21 protein-coding genes and 1 tRNA gene are annotated in these 17,774 nt (G+C 65.4%); 13 read left to right on the top strand and 9 right to left on the bottom strand.

The genetic code is table 11. From position 1 onward, the window contains the following. Window positions 1-4 precede the first annotated feature (4 nt). From WC704_RS02325 to WC704_RS02340, 4 genes are all read left to right on the top strand, one after another. Window positions 5-436 (top strand): iron-sulfur cluster assembly scaffold protein, encoded by a 432-nt coding sequence (locus WC704_RS02325; RefSeq protein ID WP_372888367.1) that lies wholly within the window; start codon window positions 5-7, stop codon window positions 434-436. Further along, window positions 433-2,190, top strand: coding sequence for a cation:proton antiporter (locus WC704_RS02330; RefSeq protein WP_372888368.1), 1,758 nt, complete (start codon window positions 433-435; stop codon window positions 2,188-2,190). The genes WC704_RS02325 and WC704_RS02330 overlap by 4 nt, the downstream gene beginning before the upstream one ends. After that, entirely contained in the window at window positions 2,187-2,522 is a 336-nt protein-coding gene (locus tag WC704_RS02335) for a DUF423 domain-containing protein (protein ID WP_372888369.1), read from the top strand. The genes WC704_RS02330 and WC704_RS02335 overlap by 4 nt, the downstream gene beginning before the upstream one ends. A 414-nt stretch (window positions 2,523-2,936) precedes the next feature. Next, a complete protein-coding gene (locus WC704_RS02340; protein WP_372888370.1) occupies window positions 2,937-3,362 on the top strand; it encodes a hypothetical protein in 426 nt (141 codons plus the stop codon). A 25-nt stretch (window positions 3,363-3,387) separates the two neighbouring features. On the opposite strand, the gene WC704_RS02345 is transcribed toward WC704_RS02340, so the two are convergent. The 3 genes from WC704_RS02345 to WC704_RS02355 are packed head-to-tail and all read right to left on the bottom strand — an operon-like array spanning window position 3,388 to window position 5,192. Further along, window positions 3,388-3,540, bottom strand: coding sequence for a DUF2256 domain-containing protein (locus WC704_RS02345; RefSeq protein ID WP_372888371.1), 153 nt, complete (start codon window positions 3,538-3,540; stop codon window positions 3,388-3,390). After that, complete coding sequence (gene aroB, locus WC704_RS02350; RefSeq protein WP_372888372.1) at window positions 3,541-4,641, bottom strand: 3-dehydroquinate synthase; 1,101 nt, start codon at window positions 4,639-4,641, stop codon at window positions 3,541-3,543. It lies immediately after the preceding gene. After that, on the bottom strand, window positions 4,638-5,192 hold the full coding sequence (locus WC704_RS02355) for a shikimate kinase (protein ID WP_372888713.1): 555 nt from the start codon (window positions 5,190-5,192) through the stop codon (window positions 4,638-4,640). Before WC704_RS02355 ends, aroB begins: the two co-directional genes overlap by 4 nt. A gap of 87 nt (window positions 5,193-5,279) precedes the next feature. Between WC704_RS02355 and WC704_RS02360 the strand changes: the two genes are divergently transcribed. From WC704_RS02360 to WC704_RS02375, 4 genes are read left to right on the top strand one after another with little or no spacing between them, the layout of a single operon-like run. Beyond that, window positions 5,280-5,417, top strand: coding sequence for a hypothetical protein (locus WC704_RS02360; protein ID WP_169313315.1), 138 nt, complete (start codon window positions 5,280-5,282; stop codon window positions 5,415-5,417). A gap of 4 nt (window positions 5,418-5,421) precedes the next feature. Then, window positions 5,422-7,260 (top strand): hypothetical protein, encoded by a 1,839-nt coding sequence (locus WC704_RS02365; protein WP_372888373.1) that lies wholly within the window; start codon window positions 5,422-5,424, stop codon window positions 7,258-7,260. Beyond that, entirely contained in the window at window positions 7,257-8,204 is a 948-nt protein-coding gene (locus tag WC704_RS02370) for a tyrosine-type recombinase/integrase (RefSeq protein ID WP_372888374.1), read from the top strand. Before WC704_RS02365 ends, WC704_RS02370 begins: the two co-directional genes overlap by 4 nt. Window positions 8,205-8,216: 12 nt before the next feature. Next, window positions 8,217-9,164: an acetyl-CoA carboxylase carboxyltransferase subunit alpha gene (locus WC704_RS02375; protein ID WP_372888375.1), complete on the top strand. Its 948-nt coding sequence runs from the start codon at window positions 8,217-8,219 to the stop codon at window positions 9,162-9,164. 5 nt (window positions 9,165-9,169) lie between these two features. Here the strand turns inward: WC704_RS02375 and WC704_RS02380 are convergent, their stop codons facing one another. From WC704_RS02380 to WC704_RS02390, 3 genes are all read right to left on the bottom strand, one after another. Next, the gene (locus WC704_RS02380; protein WP_372888376.1) at window positions 9,170-9,340 is read right to left on the bottom strand and encodes a Flp family type IVb pilin; all 171 of its coding nucleotides are present in this window, start codon (window positions 9,338-9,340) and stop codon (window positions 9,170-9,172) included. 74 nt (window positions 9,341-9,414) lie between these two features. Then, entirely contained in the window at window positions 9,415-9,582 is a 168-nt protein-coding gene (locus WC704_RS02385) for a Flp family type IVb pilin (RefSeq protein ID WP_372888377.1), read from the bottom strand. Between the two features lie 132 nt (window positions 9,583-9,714). Continuing rightward, window positions 9,715-9,900 (bottom strand): Flp family type IVb pilin, encoded by a 186-nt coding sequence (locus WC704_RS02390; RefSeq protein WP_372888378.1) that lies wholly within the window; start codon window positions 9,898-9,900, stop codon window positions 9,715-9,717. Between the two features lie 124 nt (window positions 9,901-10,024). Here WC704_RS02390 and WC704_RS02395 point away from each other — a divergent pair, with 124 nt between their 5' ends. Continuing rightward, window positions 10,025-10,423, top strand: a complete 399-nt coding sequence (locus WC704_RS02395; protein ID WP_372888714.1) for a (deoxy)nucleoside triphosphate pyrophosphohydrolase — start codon at window positions 10,025-10,027, stop codon at window positions 10,421-10,423. Between the two features lie 38 nt (window positions 10,424-10,461). Here the strand turns inward: WC704_RS02395 and WC704_RS02400 are convergent, their stop codons facing one another. The 3 genes from WC704_RS02400 to WC704_RS02410 all read right to left on the bottom strand — a co-directional run bounded on the left by WC704_RS02400 (window position 10,462) and on the right by WC704_RS02410 (window position 12,618). Beyond that, window positions 10,462-11,808, bottom strand: coding sequence for a PepSY-associated TM helix domain-containing protein (locus WC704_RS02400; RefSeq protein ID WP_372888379.1), 1,347 nt, complete (start codon window positions 11,806-11,808; stop codon window positions 10,462-10,464). 167 nt (window positions 11,809-11,975) lie between these two features. After that, window positions 11,976-12,383 (bottom strand): DUF2946 family protein, encoded by a 408-nt coding sequence (locus WC704_RS02405; protein WP_372888380.1) that lies wholly within the window; start codon window positions 12,381-12,383, stop codon window positions 11,976-11,978. A 161-nt stretch (window positions 12,384-12,544) separates the two neighbouring features. Beyond that, window positions 12,545-12,618, bottom strand: a tRNA-Cys gene (locus WC704_RS02410). 175 nt (window positions 12,619-12,793) lie between these two features. Here WC704_RS02410 and WC704_RS02415 point away from each other — a divergent pair. The 4 genes from WC704_RS02415 to WC704_RS02430 are packed head-to-tail and all read left to right on the top strand — an operon-like array spanning window position 12,794 to window position 17,710. Then, on the top strand, window positions 12,794-13,459 hold the full coding sequence (locus WC704_RS02415) for a protein-L-isoaspartate O-methyltransferase (RefSeq protein ID WP_372888381.1): 666 nt from the start codon (window positions 12,794-12,796) through the stop codon (window positions 13,457-13,459). A gap of 20 nt (window positions 13,460-13,479) precedes the next feature. Next, window positions 13,480-14,991: a TolC family outer membrane protein gene (locus WC704_RS02420; RefSeq protein ID WP_372888382.1), complete on the top strand. Its 1,512-nt coding sequence runs from the start codon at window positions 13,480-13,482 to the stop codon at window positions 14,989-14,991. Between the two features lie 60 nt (window positions 14,992-15,051). Continuing rightward, complete coding sequence (locus tag WC704_RS02425) at window positions 15,052-15,573, top strand: DUF2497 domain-containing protein (protein ID WP_372888383.1); 522 nt, start codon at window positions 15,052-15,054, stop codon at window positions 15,571-15,573. Between the two features lie 52 nt (window positions 15,574-15,625). After that, window positions 15,626-17,710 carry a prolyl oligopeptidase family serine peptidase gene (locus tag WC704_RS02430; RefSeq protein ID WP_372888384.1) on the top strand — a complete coding sequence of 695 codons (2,085 nt, stop codon included), beginning with the start codon at window positions 15,626-15,628 and terminating at the stop codon, window positions 17,708-17,710. Window positions 17,711-17,774 lie beyond the last annotated feature (64 nt).

A 17,774-nucleotide genomic window follows, 5' to 3' on the forward strand; every position in this document is an offset into this window, starting at 1 on the left:
CTGCATGAACGCGCCGCTCTACAACACCGAGATCTTGCGGCTCGCCGCGACGATCCCGCATCATCAACGCTTGGCGGAGCCGATGGGCACCTCGGAAAAGCGCTCACCGATCTGCGGGAGCCGGGTGACGGTCGATGTCAATGTCGATGCTGAGGCGCGCGTATCCGAGCTTGGTCTGCTGGTGCGCGCCTGTGCGCTGGGGCAGGCGTCGTCGTCGCTGATGGGCGCGGCGGTGATCGGCAAGTCCGCCGCCGAGATCGCCGTGGCGCGCGATGCGCTGGCCGCGTGGCTGGCAGGGCAGGGGCCATTGCCCGATTGGCCCGGTTTCGAACTGTTCACGCCCGCGCTGCCGCACAGCGCGCGTCATGCCTCGATCCGGCTGGCCTTCGAAGCTGCCGCCGACGCAACCGCTGCCGCCGCAAAGGCCCGGGCATGAACGAATCGCTGCTGCTCGATGGCGTCATCCTCGGTGGCTTTGCGCTCGTTTTCGTCCTGATCTTCCGCCGTTTCGGCCTCGGCGCGACGCTTGGCTATCTCGTCGCCGGCGCGGTCGCGGGCCCGCAAGTGCTGCATCTGGTCGGCAATGCCGAATCCAAGATCGGCGTTGCGGAACTCGGCATCACGCTGCTGCTGTTCATCGTCGGGCTGGAGCTCAATCCGTCGCGGTTGTGGGCGCTCAAGAAGGAAATCTTCGGGCTCGGGCTGTTGCAGGTGGTGCTGTGCGGGCTGGCGGTGACCGGCCTCGTCGCGGCGGTGCATTTCTCCTGGTCGGCGGCGCTGGTTCTCGGTCTGCCGCTGGCCTTATCCTCGACCGCGCAGGTGCTGCCGATGCTGCAATCGGCGGGGCGCCTGCGCACGCCCTTTGGCGAACGCGCCTTTTCGATCCTGTTGTTCCAGGATTTGTCGATCGTGCCGCTCATCACGTTGGTGACGGTGCTGTCGCGCAATCCGGCGGATACGCATGGGCCCCCGGGCTGGCAATTGTTCCTGTCGACCGTGCTGGCGGTGGCCGGGCTGGTGCTGGCGGGTCGCTTCCTGCTGCGGCCGCTGTTCCGCATCATCGGCAATCTGGGGGAGCGCGAGATGTTCGTGTTCGCCGCCTTGTTCACGGTGGTGGCGGCGGCTGCGATCATGGAAGCGCTGGGCCTGTCGACCGCGCTTGGCGCGTTCGTCGCCGGCGTGATGCTGGCGGACAGCCCGTATCGCCATGAGCTGGAGGCCGATGTCGAGCCGTTCCGCTCGATCCTGCTCGGCCTGTTCTTCCTCGCGGTGGGCATGATGCTCGACTTGCACGCGATCGCCGAGCGGCCGTTGTTCGTGATCGGCATGGCGCTGGCGCTGATTGCGACCAAGGCGGTGATTATCTTCGGTATCGGCATGGCGTTCCGCATGAAGTGGCGCGCCGCGCTCGCGCTCGGCTTGCTGCTCAGCCAGGGCGGCGAGTTCGGCTTCGTGCTGTTCGCGCAGGCGCAACGCGCTTTCCTGATCGCGCCCGAGGCGGCGAGCCTGTTCGGTGCGATCGTCACGCTCTCAATGGCGACGACGCCGTTCCTGATGAGGATTACGCAGCGCATCCGCGAAGAGCCGATTGTTGCGGGCGAACGCGACGGCCCCAAGGCCGACGGCGCCAATGCGCTGATCGTCGGCTATGGCCGCTTCGGCCAGACGGTGGCGCAAATGCTGATCGCGCAAGGCGTGCCGGTCACGCTGATCGATACCGATATCGAGATGATCGATGTTGCCAGCGAGTTTGGCGCCAAGGTCTATTATGGCGATGGCACGCGGCTGGATTTGCTGCGCCAGGCGGGCGCGGGCGAGGCGGAGCTGATCCTGTTTTGCATGGATGGTGACCAGATTTCGCCCGATCTCGTGGCAGGCGTCCACAACGCCTTTCCCAAAGCGTCGATCTATGTGCGCGCGTTCGATCGCCGCGCGGTGATCAAGCTGAAGGGCTCCCCGGTCGATGGCGTGGTGCGCGAAGTGCTCGAATCGGCGGTGAAGATGGGGCGCATGGCGCTGGAGAGCATCGGCGTGGACCATGCCGAGATCGACCGTACCGAGGATATTTATCGCCGCAATGACAAGGAACGCCTGCGCGTGCAGTATGAGTCAGGCGATATTCGTGCGGCGCGCGGTATCATGATTACGCAAGATCAACGCACCGGGCTAAGCGAGGAGCAGGCAGGATGAACTGGATCGCCCTTCTGGCGGCGCTGTCGGGCGCGATTGCGGTTGGAGCGGGCGCGTTCGGCGCGCATGGCGCAAGTGGTCAGGCCGCCGAATGGCTGAAGACCGGCGCGCACTATCAGTTGATCCACGCGGTCGTGGCGCTGGTGGCATGGCGGATGGCGGCGCGCGGGCCGGCCTGGTTGTTCATCGGTGGCGGTGCGATATTCGCCGGCACGCTGTATCTGATGGCGCTGGGCGCGCCCCGCTGGCTGGGCGCGGTGACGCCAATCGGGGGCGTGTTGTTGATCGCCGGGTGGTTGTGGCTGGCCTGGGTGGCGGCGCGCGCGGCGTAACGCTCGCGCTGGGAGCTGTTGCGTGCCGCGCACCAAACTGAGCGTCTGTCGCCGAAAAATGCGGTTCGGATCGGAAGCGGATGCACTGGTGCGGGCACAGGCGAGCGGGCTTGTGTTGCGGCCCTATCGTTGCGATCGCTGCGGGGCGTTTCATTTGACCAGCCGGACCAAGGGCAAGCGCGCGCCGCGTCCGCCACGCTCGCGGACCAATCGCACCGCCTCAAGCTTGAACGCGTGGGGGAACTTCCTGCTCTGCATTGATGACCTGCAATAGGTGAACCACCTTATCCCGGTGTCCATCGAACCGGCGGCAAGCCAGGGTTCTTCCGCCACTATGCGGAACACGGTATCGTCCGGCGGCAGACTCGGTCGAGCGAGTTTCATATGGGAAATATCGGCTTAAGGATCCCCCGCATGATCGCCACGCGCGCGCGCAGTTATATCCTTTGCCTGATGCTCGCCCTGGGATGTGTCGCGCAGGCCGGCGATGCGGCATCGGCGGAGCCGGTTCAGCATATCGTCGTGCAGAATTTCTATTACGCGCTGCCCGGCAAGGCCGAGGAAGTCTATCGATGGCGGCTCCATGCCAGCGATGTGCGCGTGAAACTGGGCTTGCGTCCGGGCCGTGTCTTGAAGATCAAGCGCGGGCTGGAGGATGGCGGGCGTGATGATTTCGCCGATGTCGTCTGGGAATGCGATTATCCCGACGCAGCTTCCCGCGCCGCCGACAATAAGGTGCTGGATGGCAGTGCGGAGTTCGATGCGGTCCAGGCGCATATGCGGACCCTGATCGGCAAGTTCCGGCGGGTCATCTATGAGGATGGCGGTTCCGGCCATTGAGCGGTCGCAGGATTGCGATGACGCTTCAAGTGGCGCTGATCCGCGTGCGCTTGCAGCGTTCGGAACAATAAACGACGCTGTCCCAGTCGCGCGCCCATTTCTTGCGCCAGGCGAATGGCCGTTGGCAGACCGGGCAGGTCTTTTCGGGCAGGTTGGCCTTGGCGACGCCGCTCGGCATTCAGGCGGTCGCGTGGTCCAGAAACGCACGCACGTCCGCCAGATCGACCGATTTGTCGAGGAAGGTGCCGCCAATCCCGCGCGCGAGCAGAAAGGGCAGGGTGCCGGCGTCCATCTTCTTGTCGTGCAGCATGTGCGCGACCAGCGTTTCGCCATTGGCGGTGATCCCCGCCGCCGCCACGCCATCCGGAAGGCCGATCGCGCGGAGGTGCGTCGCGACGCGGTCGGCATCGCCCTGTGCGGCAAGGCCGCGCGCTGCCGAATAGCCATACGCCAACGCCATTCCCGCCGCGACGCCTTCGCCGTGCAGTAGCCGGTCGGAAAAGCCCGCTTCGGCCTCCAGTGCATGGCCAAAGGTATGGCCGAGGTTGAGCAGCGCTCTTGCGCCGGTGGTCTCGCGTTCGTCCTCGGCGACGATGCGCGCCTTGGCGGCGACGGAATGCGCGATTGCATAGAGCCGGGCGTCGGCATCACCCGCGATCAGTGCGGCGGCGTTCTCCTCGCACCACGCGAAGAAGTCGGGATCGTCGATCAAGCCGTATTTCACCACCTCGGCATAACCTGCGCGGACATGGCGCTCGGGCAGCGTATCGAGCACGTCAGGATCGATCAGCACCAGCGCCGGCTGATGGAACGCGCCGATCAAATTCTTGCCGGCCCTGGAATTGATCGCGGTTTTGCCACCCACCGACGAATCGACTTGCGCCAGCAAGGTCGTCGGGATCTGCACGAAGCCACAACCGCGCTTGAGGATGCTGCACGCAAAGCCGACAAGATCGCCGATCACCCCGCCGCCCAGCGCCACGACATGGTCGCCACGCTCGACGCCGAGATCGAGCAAGCGATCGGTCAACTCTTCGAGCATCGCCCAGCTCTTGGTCGCCTCGCCCGGCGGCAGCACGGCCGCCTCGCTCGCCACGCCTGCTGCGGTCAGCGACGCCTGAACGGTCGCCAGATGCGGCAGGACATTCTCGTCGGTGACGATCGCCATCCGCCGCCCGCGCGACAGCGGCGCGAGCCAGTCGGCAGCGCGCGCGAGCAGCCCGGCCTCGATCACCACATCGTAACTGCGCGCGCCGAGCGCAACGGGAATGGTCGTCATGGTTGGTTGAGCGCTTTCAGAATGGCGTTGACGGTCGCGTCGTGCGGCGCGCGGTGGCTGGAGACGCGGAGATGCGCGGTCGCGTAGAACGGGTTGCGGACGCGCGCCAGTTCTTCGAGCACGGTGAGCGGATCGCGTCCGCGCAGCAGCGGGCGGGTGTCACGGCGCGAGACGCGCTCGACCAGCACCGATGGCTTGGCATCGAGCCAGATCGCATAACCGCGATCGAGGATCGCCGCGCGCGTCTGCGGATCGACGAACGCGCCGCCGCCCGTGGCGATGACGCGGTTTTCACCCTCCATCAACCGCGCGATCACGCGGCGTTCGCCATCGCGAAAATAGGCTTCGCCGAAGCGATCGAAAATATCGGGGATCGACATGCCGGCCGCCGTTTCAATCTCGGTATCGGCATCGACAAAGGGCAGGCCAAGGCGCACCGCCAGGCGGCGGCCAACGGTGGATTTGCCAGCGCCCATCAGCCCGACCAGCACGATGGGCTGGCCGGTCCATTTCGGCGGTTGGGGTGGAGTGGGGGCTGGGCTTTGCAACATCGAAGCGAGGGCTATACAGCGCACGGGCGTCTCGGGCAAAAGGCCTTGCGGGCGCAGCCCAAATTGTTCTGTCACAGGTCCTGGCCCATGTCCCGCTCGCTCGTAATCCTCCTCGTCATCGTGGTCGTAGTGGTGGGTGTCCTGTTCGGACTCTCCTCGATTGCGCGCGAAAAGCCGCTGAAGCATGTCGAAAAGGCCGTCCCGCTTGCGAATCTCCAGAAGTAGCGGGGTGTCCGGCGCGACCGCGCGCAAGCTGACCGTGGCGCTGCGCATCGGCACTGCGCTCGCGGTGGTGCTGGCGATCCCGGCGCTGGGGCAGCAACGCCCCGAATCGATTCTGCCGCCCGGCTTTGGCGACCCAACGCCCGCGCCATCCCCGGCGGCGGCGCGGCCCAAGCCCGTGCAGCAGGCACCCGCGCAGCCAAGCCAGGCGGTGCCACCGCCAACGCAGGCTCCATCGCTCGCACCGGCGGGGCTTGCCGCGCCCGACGCGACGCCGACGACCGCGCCGAGCCCGACGGTCACGCCTCCGGCCCCGACGAACTTTGCCGCCTTCGTGCGCGCCGACATGCCCGTTTACGCGCGCCGGTCGCTGGCGCGGGTTGGTGTCGCTGGCCCGCCTGAGGGCGCAATGGGCCCGAGCGCCTTTGGCCGCGCCGACGGGCGCTTCCTCGAAGTGCTGATGCAGCGGCTGAACGCGCCGGTCGCGTCGCGGTGGGTGTCGATCGTGCTGCGCCGCGCACTGCTGGCGCGGGTCGATACGCCGCGCGGCGTTGGCGGCGCCGATTTTGCGGCGGAACGATCGTGGTTGCTGACGCGCATGGGCGAATCGACGGCGGCACGCGCGATGGCGCAAGCGGTGGACACCGAAGATTATACGCCCAAGATGTTCGAGGCCGCGATGCAGGCCGCGCTCGCGACCGGCGATGCGGCGGCTCTGTGCCCGGCGGCGGAGGCCGGAGCCGAGCTTGGCCGGGAACGCGGCTGGATCATGGCGCGGGCGATTTGCGCGGGGCTGTCGGGCACGCCCGCGCGCGCGCAGCCGTTATTGGCGCAGGCGCGCCGGACCGGGGTTGCCGGCGGCATTGACTTTTTGCTGGCGCAAAAGGTGGCGGGTGCCGGGCAAAGCGGGCGGCAGGCGGTGACGATCGAGTGGGACAGTGTCGATCACCTGACCGCGTGGCGGTACGGCATGGCCACGGCAACCGGGGTCGAGATCCCCGAGTCGCTGCTGGTGAATGCATCGCCCGCCGTGCAGGGCTGGCGCGCCTTGTCGCCGACGCTCGATCCGCGCGCGCGCGCAGCCGTTGCCGAACTGGCTGCGGCACGTGGCATTCTGTCGAGCGCGGCGCTGGTCGATCTGTATAGCGCGATCGATGCCGGGGACGATCAGACCGGTGCCGAGGCCGGGATCGCGCGCGATTTGCGTGCAGCCTATGACGGGCCTGACGCCAAGACGCGCGCCGATGCGCTGGCACGGTTGTGGGATGAACCCAAGACTGGCGAAGGGCGTTATGCCCGCTTGGTGCTGACCGCCGGTGCCGCCGCGCGCATTCCGACCACGCTGGAACAGCCCGATATCGATCGGCTGGTCGCTGCGATGTTGAGTGCGGGGCTCGATGTTCCGGCGCTGCGCTGGCGCGACAAGGCGTCGCGCGGCAGCAACGCCTGGGCGATGCTGGCGCTGGTCGATCCGGCGATGCCCGTGCTGAGTTATGGCGACATCAGCGCGTATTCCGGCGCAAACGATGCCGAGGGGCTGAAGCGTCGGATGTTCTTTGCGGCAATGGCGGGGCTGGGGCGGATGTCTGGGGGCGAGGTGCAGCGTGGCGCGCAGGCGCTGGGGCTGCGGATTGCGCAGGAAAATAGCTGGACGCGTGCGATCGCCAAGGCGGCGCGCGACCATGAACCCGGCACGGTGGTGCTGCTTGCCGCAATCGGTATGCAGACGCGGCAGTGGCACGGCGTCTCGCCCGAGACGGTTTATCACATTACGGCGGCGCTGCACGCGGTCGGCATGGCGGGCGAGGCGCGGATGATCGCCGTCGAGGCGATCTCGCGGCTTTGACCGAGCGCACCACCGCGCCCGATGCACCGCGCGAGGATCGCGCGTTGATCGATCGCTTTCTCGAAATGCTGGCGGCGGAAGCCGGGGCAGCGAAGAACACCATTGCCGCGTATCGCAGCGATCTGGGGCTGGCGTCGGACGTGCTTGGCGGACGGTTGAGCAGCGCCACGCCCGATGATCTTGCCCGGCTGGGCGGTGAATGGCTTACGCTGTCCAAGGCAAGCGTGGCGCGTAAATCGGCGGCGCTGCGGCGCTTCTTCGCGTTTCTGGCAGATGAGGGGTTGCGGGCGGATGATCCCGGCGGTGCCTTGCCGCGTCCGGGCGCATCGCGTGGCTTGCCCAAGGTGCTCGACCATACTGATATCGACCGCTTGTTCGCCGCGATCGCCGAGCGGATCGCACGTGTCCCCGCCGACCCCAACGACCTGCGCATGGCGGCGTTGGTCGAGCTGCTCTACGGATCGGGGTTGCGCGCGACCGAATTGGTGTCGCTGCCGCGTCGCGCGATTGCGCCTGACCGGCCCTACCTTATCCTGCGCGGCAAGGGCGACAAGGAACGACTGGTGCCGCTATCCGATCGCGCGCGCGCCGCCGTTGCGCTGTGGCGGCTGCATGTACCCGAGGACAGCGTGTGGCTGTTCCCTTCCGGCAAAGGGCATTTGAGCCGCATCCGGCTTTACCAGATTTTGAAGGCGCTGGCGGCGGAGGCGGGGATTCCGCCCGATCGTGTGAGCCCGCACGTGCTGCGGCACGCCTTTGCCACGCATTTGCTGGCGGGAGGTGCCGATTTGCGCGCGTTGCAGGCAATGCTCGGCCATGCCGATATCGCGACGACCGAAATCTATACCCATGTCGATGCCAGCCGACTGGTCGAGCTGGTCAACGCGCGTCATCCGCTCGCCGAAGCCACGGCACGCGTTGACGCAAGGAAGCGTGGGGCTTAACCGGCCCAACCTATGGCAACTTTCCTCGATTTCGAAAAACCGATCGCCGAACTGCAAGCGCGGATCGATGAATTGCGTGAAACTGCGGCTGAAGGCACGGTCGATATCGACGCGGAGGTCGGGCGGCTGCAGGCCAAATCCGACAAGCTGTTGCGCGACACCTATGCCAAATTGACGCCGTGGCAAAAAACGCAGGTCGCGCGCCACGGCGAGCGGCCGCATTTCAAGGATTATGTCGCCGGGCTGTTCGAGGATTTCATCCCGCTGGCGGGTGATCGTGCCTTTGGCGACGATCAGGCGATCCTGGGCGGTTTCGCCACGTTGCGCGGGCGGCGCGTGCTGGTGATCGGCCATGAAAAGGGCGACGATACCGCCAGCCGACTGCGCCACAATTTCGGCATGGGGAAGCCCGAGGGCTATCGCAAGGCGATTCGCCTGATGCAATTGGCCGACCGCTTCGGCCTGCCGGTGGTGACGCTGGTTGACACATCGGGTGCGTTTCCGGGCGTGCAGGCCGAAGAACGCGGTCAGGCCGAGGCGATCGCACGATCGACCGAAATGTGCCTGTCGCTCGGCGTGCCGATGGTCGCGGCGGTGGTGGGTGAAGGCGGATCGGGCGGCGCGATTGCGTTGGCGGCGGGAAACATCGTGCTGATGTTCGAACATGCCGTCTATTCGGTGATTTCACCCGAAGGCTGTGCGTCCATCCTGTGGCGCACGGCAGACAAGGCGGCAGATGCCGCCGAGGCGATGAAAGTCACCGCGCAGGACCTGAAAGGGCTGGGCGTAATCGACACGATCGTGCCGGAGCCGCTGGGTGGCGCGCATCGCGCTCCTGCGGCGGCGATCGCCACGCTTGGCGATGCGATCGAAGCGGCGCTGGCGAAGCTGGCCGGTAGCCCGTCCACCGAACTGCGCCGCGCACGCCGCGAGAAATTTTTGGCGATGGGGCGGCTTTAAGCCGCTCAGGTCGCCTTCATATTGCTGGAGATGTTGGTAAACGTCGTTTTCATCTTGTTGCCAAGTCCTTGCATCGCAGCAATGGCCGCAACCGCAATCAATGCGGCGATCAAACCATATTCAATCGCGGTTGCACCGCGGCTGTGACGCAGCAAGGTTACCATTTTCTTGAGCATTTTATGTTCCCGGTCAAGAAAAAGGGCGGCAAGATCGGTTCTTGCCGCCCCGGTAAGAAAGGGTTCGTATTAAATTACGAAGCCTTCATGTTCGACGACACGTTCTGGAACGTGGTCTTGAGCTGGTTGCCCAGGCCCTGCATCGCTGCAATGGCTGCAACCGCGATCAGCGCTGCGATCAGGCCGTATTCGATGGCGGTCGCGCCCTTGGAATTCTTGATGAAATTGCGGATGGTCTTCATGGTTCCGGTCTCCGTTGGTGAATGCTTCAGTACCCGGTCGGACCGGAGAAACCGGACCAACACTGGTGATTCTAGGGAGGCAGGGTTGAGAAAGGTTTAAGTCAGCCGCAACTTTTCGCGGCGTTGCGCCTTTTAATTGCCCGCCGTCGCGGCGGACACCTTGCTGTTGACGTTGCCCCACATCGCGGTGGTGGAGTTGGCAACCTGGATGAAGGCGCCGATCATGGTGATGATAACCAGCGCCGCGATCAGGCCATATTCGATCGCGGTGCCGCCTTTTTGGTTGCCCCACAGTCGTTTCAGCGTTTCAACGATCATAAGGGCTCGGGCTACCGGAAGAGTGGCTGGTTTCCCCATCTCTGCAGCAGGAGCCTTAATATATGGCTAAAGCCGTCATCGACCAACGCGGTTGCGCGCGGCCCGGCAGGGTCGAAACCCGGTGATGCTGGTGGTCGCCGCCGCATTGGTGGATGCCGCCGGGCGCGTGCTGGTGCAGCGCCGCCCGCTGGGCAAGGCATTGGCCGGGCTATGGGAATTTCCGGGCGGCAAGGTCGAATCGGGGGAAACGCCCGAAGCGGCGCTGGTGCGCGAACTGGAGGAGGAACTGGGTATCGCGGTGGCACCTGCCGCGCTTGCGCCGGTAACCTTTGCCAGCGAACCGTTGGCGGACCGGCATCTGCTGTTGTTGCTGTATTTGTGCCATGCTTGGCAGGGCGAGCCGCAAGCGCTGGATGCGAGCGCGCTCGCCTGGCACACCCCCACCGCCTTGCAGGGGCTGGAGATGCCGCCCGCCGATTTGCCCTTCATCGCGGCGCTGGAAGCGGCATTGCGCGCGGGGTGACGCAGACGCATTCGCGCCTGCGTCCTTTGCCTTGCCGATCAATATGCTGTCTGCGGCCGCAATCCCAGCCATAGCGCGGCCCCCGGCATCCAGCGCCGTACCCCTGCCTCCGCCACGGCCACCAGTGCCAGCGTCACGCCGAACAACGGCAGATAGAGCGCCAGCGCGAGGATCGCGGCGACCAACCCCGCCCCAAGGCGCGGTCGCGAAAGCGCGAGCGGCGCGCCCAGCCCGATCCGACGCCGCCGCCACCACATCACCACGCCCGATACCGCGAGAACGACCAGAAGCAGCGCCGTCGCGGTGCCCAGTATCTGATTGGCAAGCCCGAACAGGGCACCTTCATGTCCGGCGACGCCATAGCCGATCGTCCGGTCGATCCAGTGACGCTGCGCAAAGTCGATGCGGCTAACCAGCCTGCCGGTCCTGCCGTCGATTTTCAGGTCGCTGCGCAACGGGCGATTGGCGGCATCGGATGTGACCGACCACGGGTCACCGGGCCGCTTCGGCGGTGAAATCAGCACCGGTGGCGCAACCGCCAGCGGACGCGCGGTGGCGATGACGCGGGCGAGCTCGCCCGGTGCAAGCGGGGCGGACGGCATCGCCATGCCGCCATGCCCGGCATGGTCCCCCAACAGGGCATCCGCCTGCGGGGCCTTCCCGCCGATTGTCCAGTCGACCGGCCCGCGCGCCGTGCCGGTGATTTGACGGATTTCAATGAGGTAATTGCCCCAACCCTTGGCCCAGGGCAGCCCGGTGACGATCAGCGCGAGCGCGAACAGCGACACCCAGATGCCGGAAACCGCGTGGAGATCGCGCCAGAACACCCGGCTTCCGCCCCGGAGGCGCGGATACAACACCCCGGCAAGGCCGGAGCGTCCGCGCGGCCACCACAAATACAGGCCGGTCAGCAGCATCACGATCGTCCAGCAGGCGGCGATTTCCACCATGTAACTGCCGAACGCACCCGCCAGCAATTCACCGTGCAGATGGAAAATCAGCCGCATCGGGCGCCGCTCCTCGTTGACGATGGCGAGGATGGCGAGCGAGCGCGGATCGACATAAACGCGCCGGTCCTGATGGCCCTTGGTGACCAGGATGCGCACGGCTTCGTCGGGCTGTTCGGGCAGCACATATTTGTGGAGCGTCGATCCGGGCACCGCGCGCAGCGCCGCCGCAACTTGCGCATCGGGCGATGCCGTCGGACCAGTGGTCGCCAAATGGGTATAGGGCTGGTCGAGCCACGCCTCTATCTGCGGTTTCCACAGATAGAGGGAGCCAGTCAGCGCCAGCCAGATCACGAAGGGTACACAGAACAGGCCGGCATAAAAATGCCAGCGCCAGACGGCGTTGTAGCTGAATTGCGGGCGAATGGGGTTGGCCATTACAGCCTCCTTGAACGCGGCCCTTAAGGCCGACATGGACGGTATGCGGCTGGCCCGCGCGCAAGATCCGGTCGTGCTTATCAGCACCGACGCGGCGGCAAGAGCGGCGGGAGCCGTGCGGGCCTCTGCGACTGCGCTGGATCAGCGCGTTGCGGCTCTGGCGATCGTTACAGCGTGGCAGGTGGTCCGCGGAGCGGGGGGCGGAGATGGAGGCGCAGTCCGATCAGCGGCGGCGCGATCCGTCGGGAGATGAGCGCCATCACAAAAACAATGGCGAGCGCGAGGAGGACCGGGTCGGTCGCCGCGACCGAATGCGCGTTCAGGCCGGCAAAGGCGCAGGGCTGGTCGGCTTTTTCGCTGCCCTTGTGATGATTGTGTGACGCGGAATCGGCCATGCCGGGCATCGCCATCGTCGTCATCGGGCCCATAGCTGGACAGATTGTGATGCGAATCGCACCCCCGCTGGTGTCGAGCATGTAGCCATTGGGGACGGCGATCTTCAGCAACAGTGTAAGCGCCAATAACCACGCCGCGAGGGCGCCATGTCGCTGGATATGATTGCGGACGCGTTGCACAATTGATGCTTATGCGCGGTATTTCACGATGTCACCCGGGCAAAATGCCCCTATCGGATCGATGTTCCCGGCGCGCGTCCGCGAAAAGTCCCGCCTAACCTTCAAGGTTAGACACTCTCTCTACGGAAACCGGCTGAAAATTACCGTTTTTCCGCAAAGAGTGGAGGCCCGACCGGGAATCGAACCCGGGTGCAAGGATTTGCAGTCCTCTGCGTCACCACTCCGCCATCGGGCCGAAGAGCGGCGCAGATGCAAGCGTCTGCGCTCGCTGTCAACCACGCGCTTGCAAAAATGCCGATACGCGTCGCTTGGCGAACCCGGTTCGCCACGATAGAGGTGGTGCCTCTCAACTAGTGTATTGTGCAACTACAACAGTTGTGCAAAACCGGGTGTCCGACAAGGGTGGCACGATGAACTTGAATACGCACGATTCGGATATGCTCGCGATGCGCCACGCAATGGTGGCAAGCCAGCTTCGCACCAACGCCGTGAGCGACGCGCGCGTCGTGGCGGCGATGGACTCGGTCCCGCGTGAGGCGTTCCTGCCCGGCGAGGCGGCGGCGCTTGCCTATCGCGATACGGCGGTGCCGCTTGGGCATGGCCGTGCGCAAAACGTACCGATCGCCACAGGCCGCCTGCTGACGCAGGCCGAATTGCTCCCGACCGACCGCGTGCTGCTGATCGGCGCGGCGGGCGGCTACACCGCTGCGGTTCTCGCCGAATTGGCGGCGTCGGTTGTCGCGGTCGAGTGCGACCCGGCGCTTGCCGCCCATGCCCGGTCCGCGTTGACCGGGATCGCCAATGTCACGCTGGTCGAAGGGCCGCTGGAAAAGGGGCACGCCGCTGGTGGGCCCTATGACGTGCTCGTCATCGATGGCGCGGTCGAAGGCGTGTCCGATGCGTTGGTCGAGCAAGTCGCGATTGGCGGACGCGCGGTTGGCGGGATCATCGACCGTGGCATCACGCGGCTTGCCGCCGGACGGCGCAGCGCGGGCGGGTTCGGCTTGCTCGCCTTTGCCGATATCGAATGCGTGCCGCTTCCCGGTTTTGCGCAGCCGCGCACTTTCACGTTCTGAGCAGAAAAGACCCGCGACCCATGCGATCGATACACCTTCTGGCCGGCGTTGCGCTGCTTGGGCTCGCGGCGACCCCGCTTTCGGCGGAGACGCTGCGCGAGGCGCTGGCCAAGGCGTATAACACCAACCCGACGCTCGCCGCGCAGCGCGCCAATGTGCGCGCCAATGACGAGAACGTGCCGATCGCGCGCTCGCAGGGTCTTCCCGCCGTCAATCTGCAAAGCGCCTATACCGAGGATGTCGTCAAATCCTCCAACAGCTTTGTATCGCCGGACCGTAGTGCCACGGCGAGCGCGACGCTGTCGGTGCCGATCTATGCGGGCGGTGGGGTTCGCAACGGCGTGCGCGCTGCGGAGACACGGGTCGAAGGCGGCCGGTTGAGCCTGCGCGGAACCGAGGCCGATTTGTTCACGACCGTCGTCGGCGCCTATATGGATGTTATCCGCGATGAGGCGATCGTCGGGCTCAACACACAGAATGTGAAGGTGCTCGAGGTCAATTTGCAGGCCAGCCGCGATCGCTTCCAGGTCGGGGACCTGACGCGCACCGACGTTGCGCAATCCGAAGCGCGATTGGCGCTGGCTCGCGGGCAACTCCAGACGGCGCAAGCACGGCTGATTTCAAGCCGGGAAAGCTATATCCGCTTTGTCGGGAGTGCGCCCGACGCGTTGGAGCCGCCGCCGGAACTGCCCAATCTTCCCGCAGATCCCGATACGGCGGTCGACGTCGCGTTGAAGGACAATCCGACCCTGCTTGCCGCAGCCAAAGCGCGCGATGCGGCAGGCTATGACATCGGCGTTGCGCGATCGAACGTATTGCCCAAGGTAAGCGTCAATGTCGGTGGCAATTATTACAATTATCTGGGGTCGCTTGGCTCGGGCACGGGCTTCGCGGTTGGGCAGTCGGGAAAGTCGTCCACGGTTAGCCTGGGGCTGACAGTGCCGCTCTATCAGGGTGGGCGTCCGGCGGCGCAAGTCCGGCAGGCGCAGGATGCGCGGCTGCAAGCGATCGAACGCGTAACCGAAACCGAGCGCGGCGTGATCGCACAGGCGCGGTCGGCTTATGCCGTGTGGAAATCCTCGCTCGAAGTGATTGCGTCGAGCGAAGTGGCGGTCAACGCCAACAAATTGTCGCTGGAGGGCGTCCGCGCCGAGAACAGCGTCGGTAACCGTACCATTCTCGACATTCTCAACGCCGAGCAGGAATTGCTCAATTCGCAGGTCACCTTGGTAACCGCGCGGCGCGATGCCTATGTTGCGGGCTTCGCGTTGTTGGCGGCGATGGGGCGGGCGGAGGCGCGCGATCTCGGGCTTGACGGCGGTGCGCTGTATGATCCGATGGTGCATTACAAGAGCGTGCGCGGGCGGATCTGGGATCTCTCCTTCGATGCGGACCCGCCGGTTACCGGCACCCGCACTACGGCGACCCGCCCGCAAGGCGCACAAGTCACGCGCCCGCTGGACCCAATTCTGGACGCGCCAGTTGACAGAAGTGCCCCAATTACCGCAGGTGAAGCAACGAAGAACCGCTAATCGGCGGGTCGACGCACTTTTCAGGGGTTGTCGATGGGGGATTTGAGCGCGGAGCCATCGATGGAGGACATCCTTTCATCGATCAAGCGGATCATCGCGGAAGAGAATGACGCGGCCCCGGCGCGTGCCAAACGGCCTGCGCGCGCCTTGCCTGCGCGGTCAGAGCCAACCCCTTATAGTGACGACGAAATTCTGGAGCTGAGCCAGCCGGCGCCCGAGCTTGATCGTCGCCCGCAGCCCGAACCTCAGCCGCAATCGCCGCGGATCGCACGCGCGGTGGCGGCGCGCGAAGAACCGGCACCCGAGCCCGTTCGCGCACCGGCCCCTGTCGCTGCGAAACCGGAACAGGAAGCGGCGGCACCCGATTCGATTGTTTCGCCGCGCACCGCCGAAGCATCGCGCGGGCCGCTGGATGTTTTGTCGCGGCTGGTGGTGAAGCCTGAGGTGAGTGGGGCGGATACGCTGGAAGGCATGGTCCGCGATATGCTGCGCCCGATGTTGCGCGACTGGCTCGATGCTAATTTGCCCGCGATCGTCGAGGCGATGGTTGCCAAGGAAATCGAGCGCATTACCGGCAAATAACCGGGGCGGGGGCGATTGCGGCAACGGCGTGGTTCTGCTGTAACCTGCGTTCATGAAAACATTGCTTGCCGCGACCGCCCTGACGGCCGCTTTCGTCGCCGCGCCTGCGGTCGCCCGCCAACTGACGATCGACGATGTTTCGACGCTGTCGCGCGTCGCTGCGCCCGCCGTTTCGCCCGATGGGCATTGGCTGGTGTGGCAGCAGCGCGAAACCGACCTGACCATCGACGGTGGGCGGTTCGACCTCTGGCGGCTCGACTTGACGCGCAAAGGTGCCACCCCGGAAAAGCTGATTGCCGAGGCGGATGTCAACGAAACCGCGCCGCAATTCTCGCACGATGGCAAAACCGTGTATTTCCAGTCCGACAAAGGCGGCGAGGACGCGGTCTGGTCGATCGGCATCGCTGGCGGCGCGCCGCTGCAAGTGACCCATTTCACCGGCGGGATGGGCGGCTTCAAGGTTTCGCCACAGGACGACAAGCTGCTGGTATGGGCGGATCGCTTGCCGGGTGCGCCCAGCCTCGAACCGGCGATGGTCAAGAAGGATGCCAATGCTGGCAACGGGCGCGTTTATGACCAGATGTTCGTGCGGCATTGGGCAAGCTGGGCCGATGGCACGCGCTCGCAATTGTTCGTCCTGCCGCTGACCGCAGCGGGCGCGACGGGCAGTGGCGTGCCGATCGAAGCTGCGCTGATTGGCGACGCACCTTCCAAACCGCTTGGCGGTGGTGAGGAAGTGTCGTGGAGCGCCGATGGCAAGACCATCTACTTCGCGCTGCGCGAGGCGGGCCGGATCGAATCGCTTTCGACCAATCTCGATATCTTCGCGGCACCTGCGGACGGATCGACCGCGCCGGTCAATCTCACGCAAGCCAATGACGGGATGGACAACCTCCCGACGGCATCGCCCGACGGCAAATATCTCGCCTGGTTCGCGATGAAGCGGCCCGGCTATGAGGCCGATCGGCAAGTGTTGATGCTGCGTGACCTGAAAAGCGGCGCGGTGCGCGCGCTGACCGAAGGTTGGGATCGCTCGGTCGCGTCGATCGCGTGGAGCCCGGACAGCAAGACGATCTTCGTCACCGCCGAAGATACACAGGAAACGCCGATTTGGTCGGTCTCGCCGGTGACCGGCACGGTTGCACGGTTGACCGGGGAAGGCAGCGTGTCGGCGGTCGTGCCGACGCCAACCGGGCTGGTCTATGCGATGAATTCGCTGACTGCGCCCGACGATTTCTATCGCTTGATTGGCAAGAGCGCGGTGCGGCTGACCTCGGTCAACGCCGCAAAGCTGGCCGGTGTCGAGATGCCGAACGTCACCAAGTTCAGCTTCACCGGCGCCAATAACGACACGGTATGGGGCTATGCGGTGAAGCCTGCGGGCAGCACCGGCAAGGTGCCGATCGCGTTCATGGTGCATGGCGGGCCGCAAGGGTCGAGCAACAATAGCTGGTCGTATCGCTGGAATCCGGCGGTGTTTGCAGGCGCGGGCTATGGCCTGGTCGCGGTCGATTTCCACGGCTCGACTGGATACGGGCAGGGCTTTACCGATGCGATCCGTAACAATTGGGGCGGCTGGCCGCTGGAGGATCTGAAAACCGGGCTGAAGGCCGCAACCGACAAGTTCGCGTGGCTCGACGCCGACAATGCCTGCGCGTTGGGTGCCTCTTATGGCGGCTATATGATGAACTGGATCGAGGGCAATTGGCCCGATCGCTTCAAGTGCATCGTGCAGCATGACGGCGTGTTCGATGCCCGTGCGATGGCCTATGAAACCGAGGAACTGTGGTTCGACGAATGGGAGCATGGCGGACACCCTTATTATGAGGACCCCGCCGCTTTCGAGAAATGGAACCCGGTCAATCACGTCACCGCGTGGAAGACGCCGCAGCTCGTCCTTACCAGCGAAGGCGATTACCGCATTCCCTATACGCAGGGCATCGCCGCCTTCACCGCGCTCCAGCGGCGCGAGATTCCGTCGCGGCTGGTGGTGTTCCCGGGCGGCAGCCACTGGGTGGTGAAGCCACGCGAAAGCCGGCAATGGTATGCGCAAGTGCTCGGCTGGATGAACACATGGACCGCTCCCGCTGCGCCGCAACCGCCGCTTGTTGGCGGATCAGGCCGCAAAGGCGGCTGACAGGCCAGTTTGAGCTTCCGGTCCCTGGATCTATTCCGGGACCGGAACCTGGCGCAGCCCAGCG

This window comes from Sphingomonas sp., assembly GCF_041661885.1.
Classification (GTDB): domain Bacteria; phylum Pseudomonadota; class Alphaproteobacteria; order Sphingomonadales; family Sphingomonadaceae; genus Sphingomonas.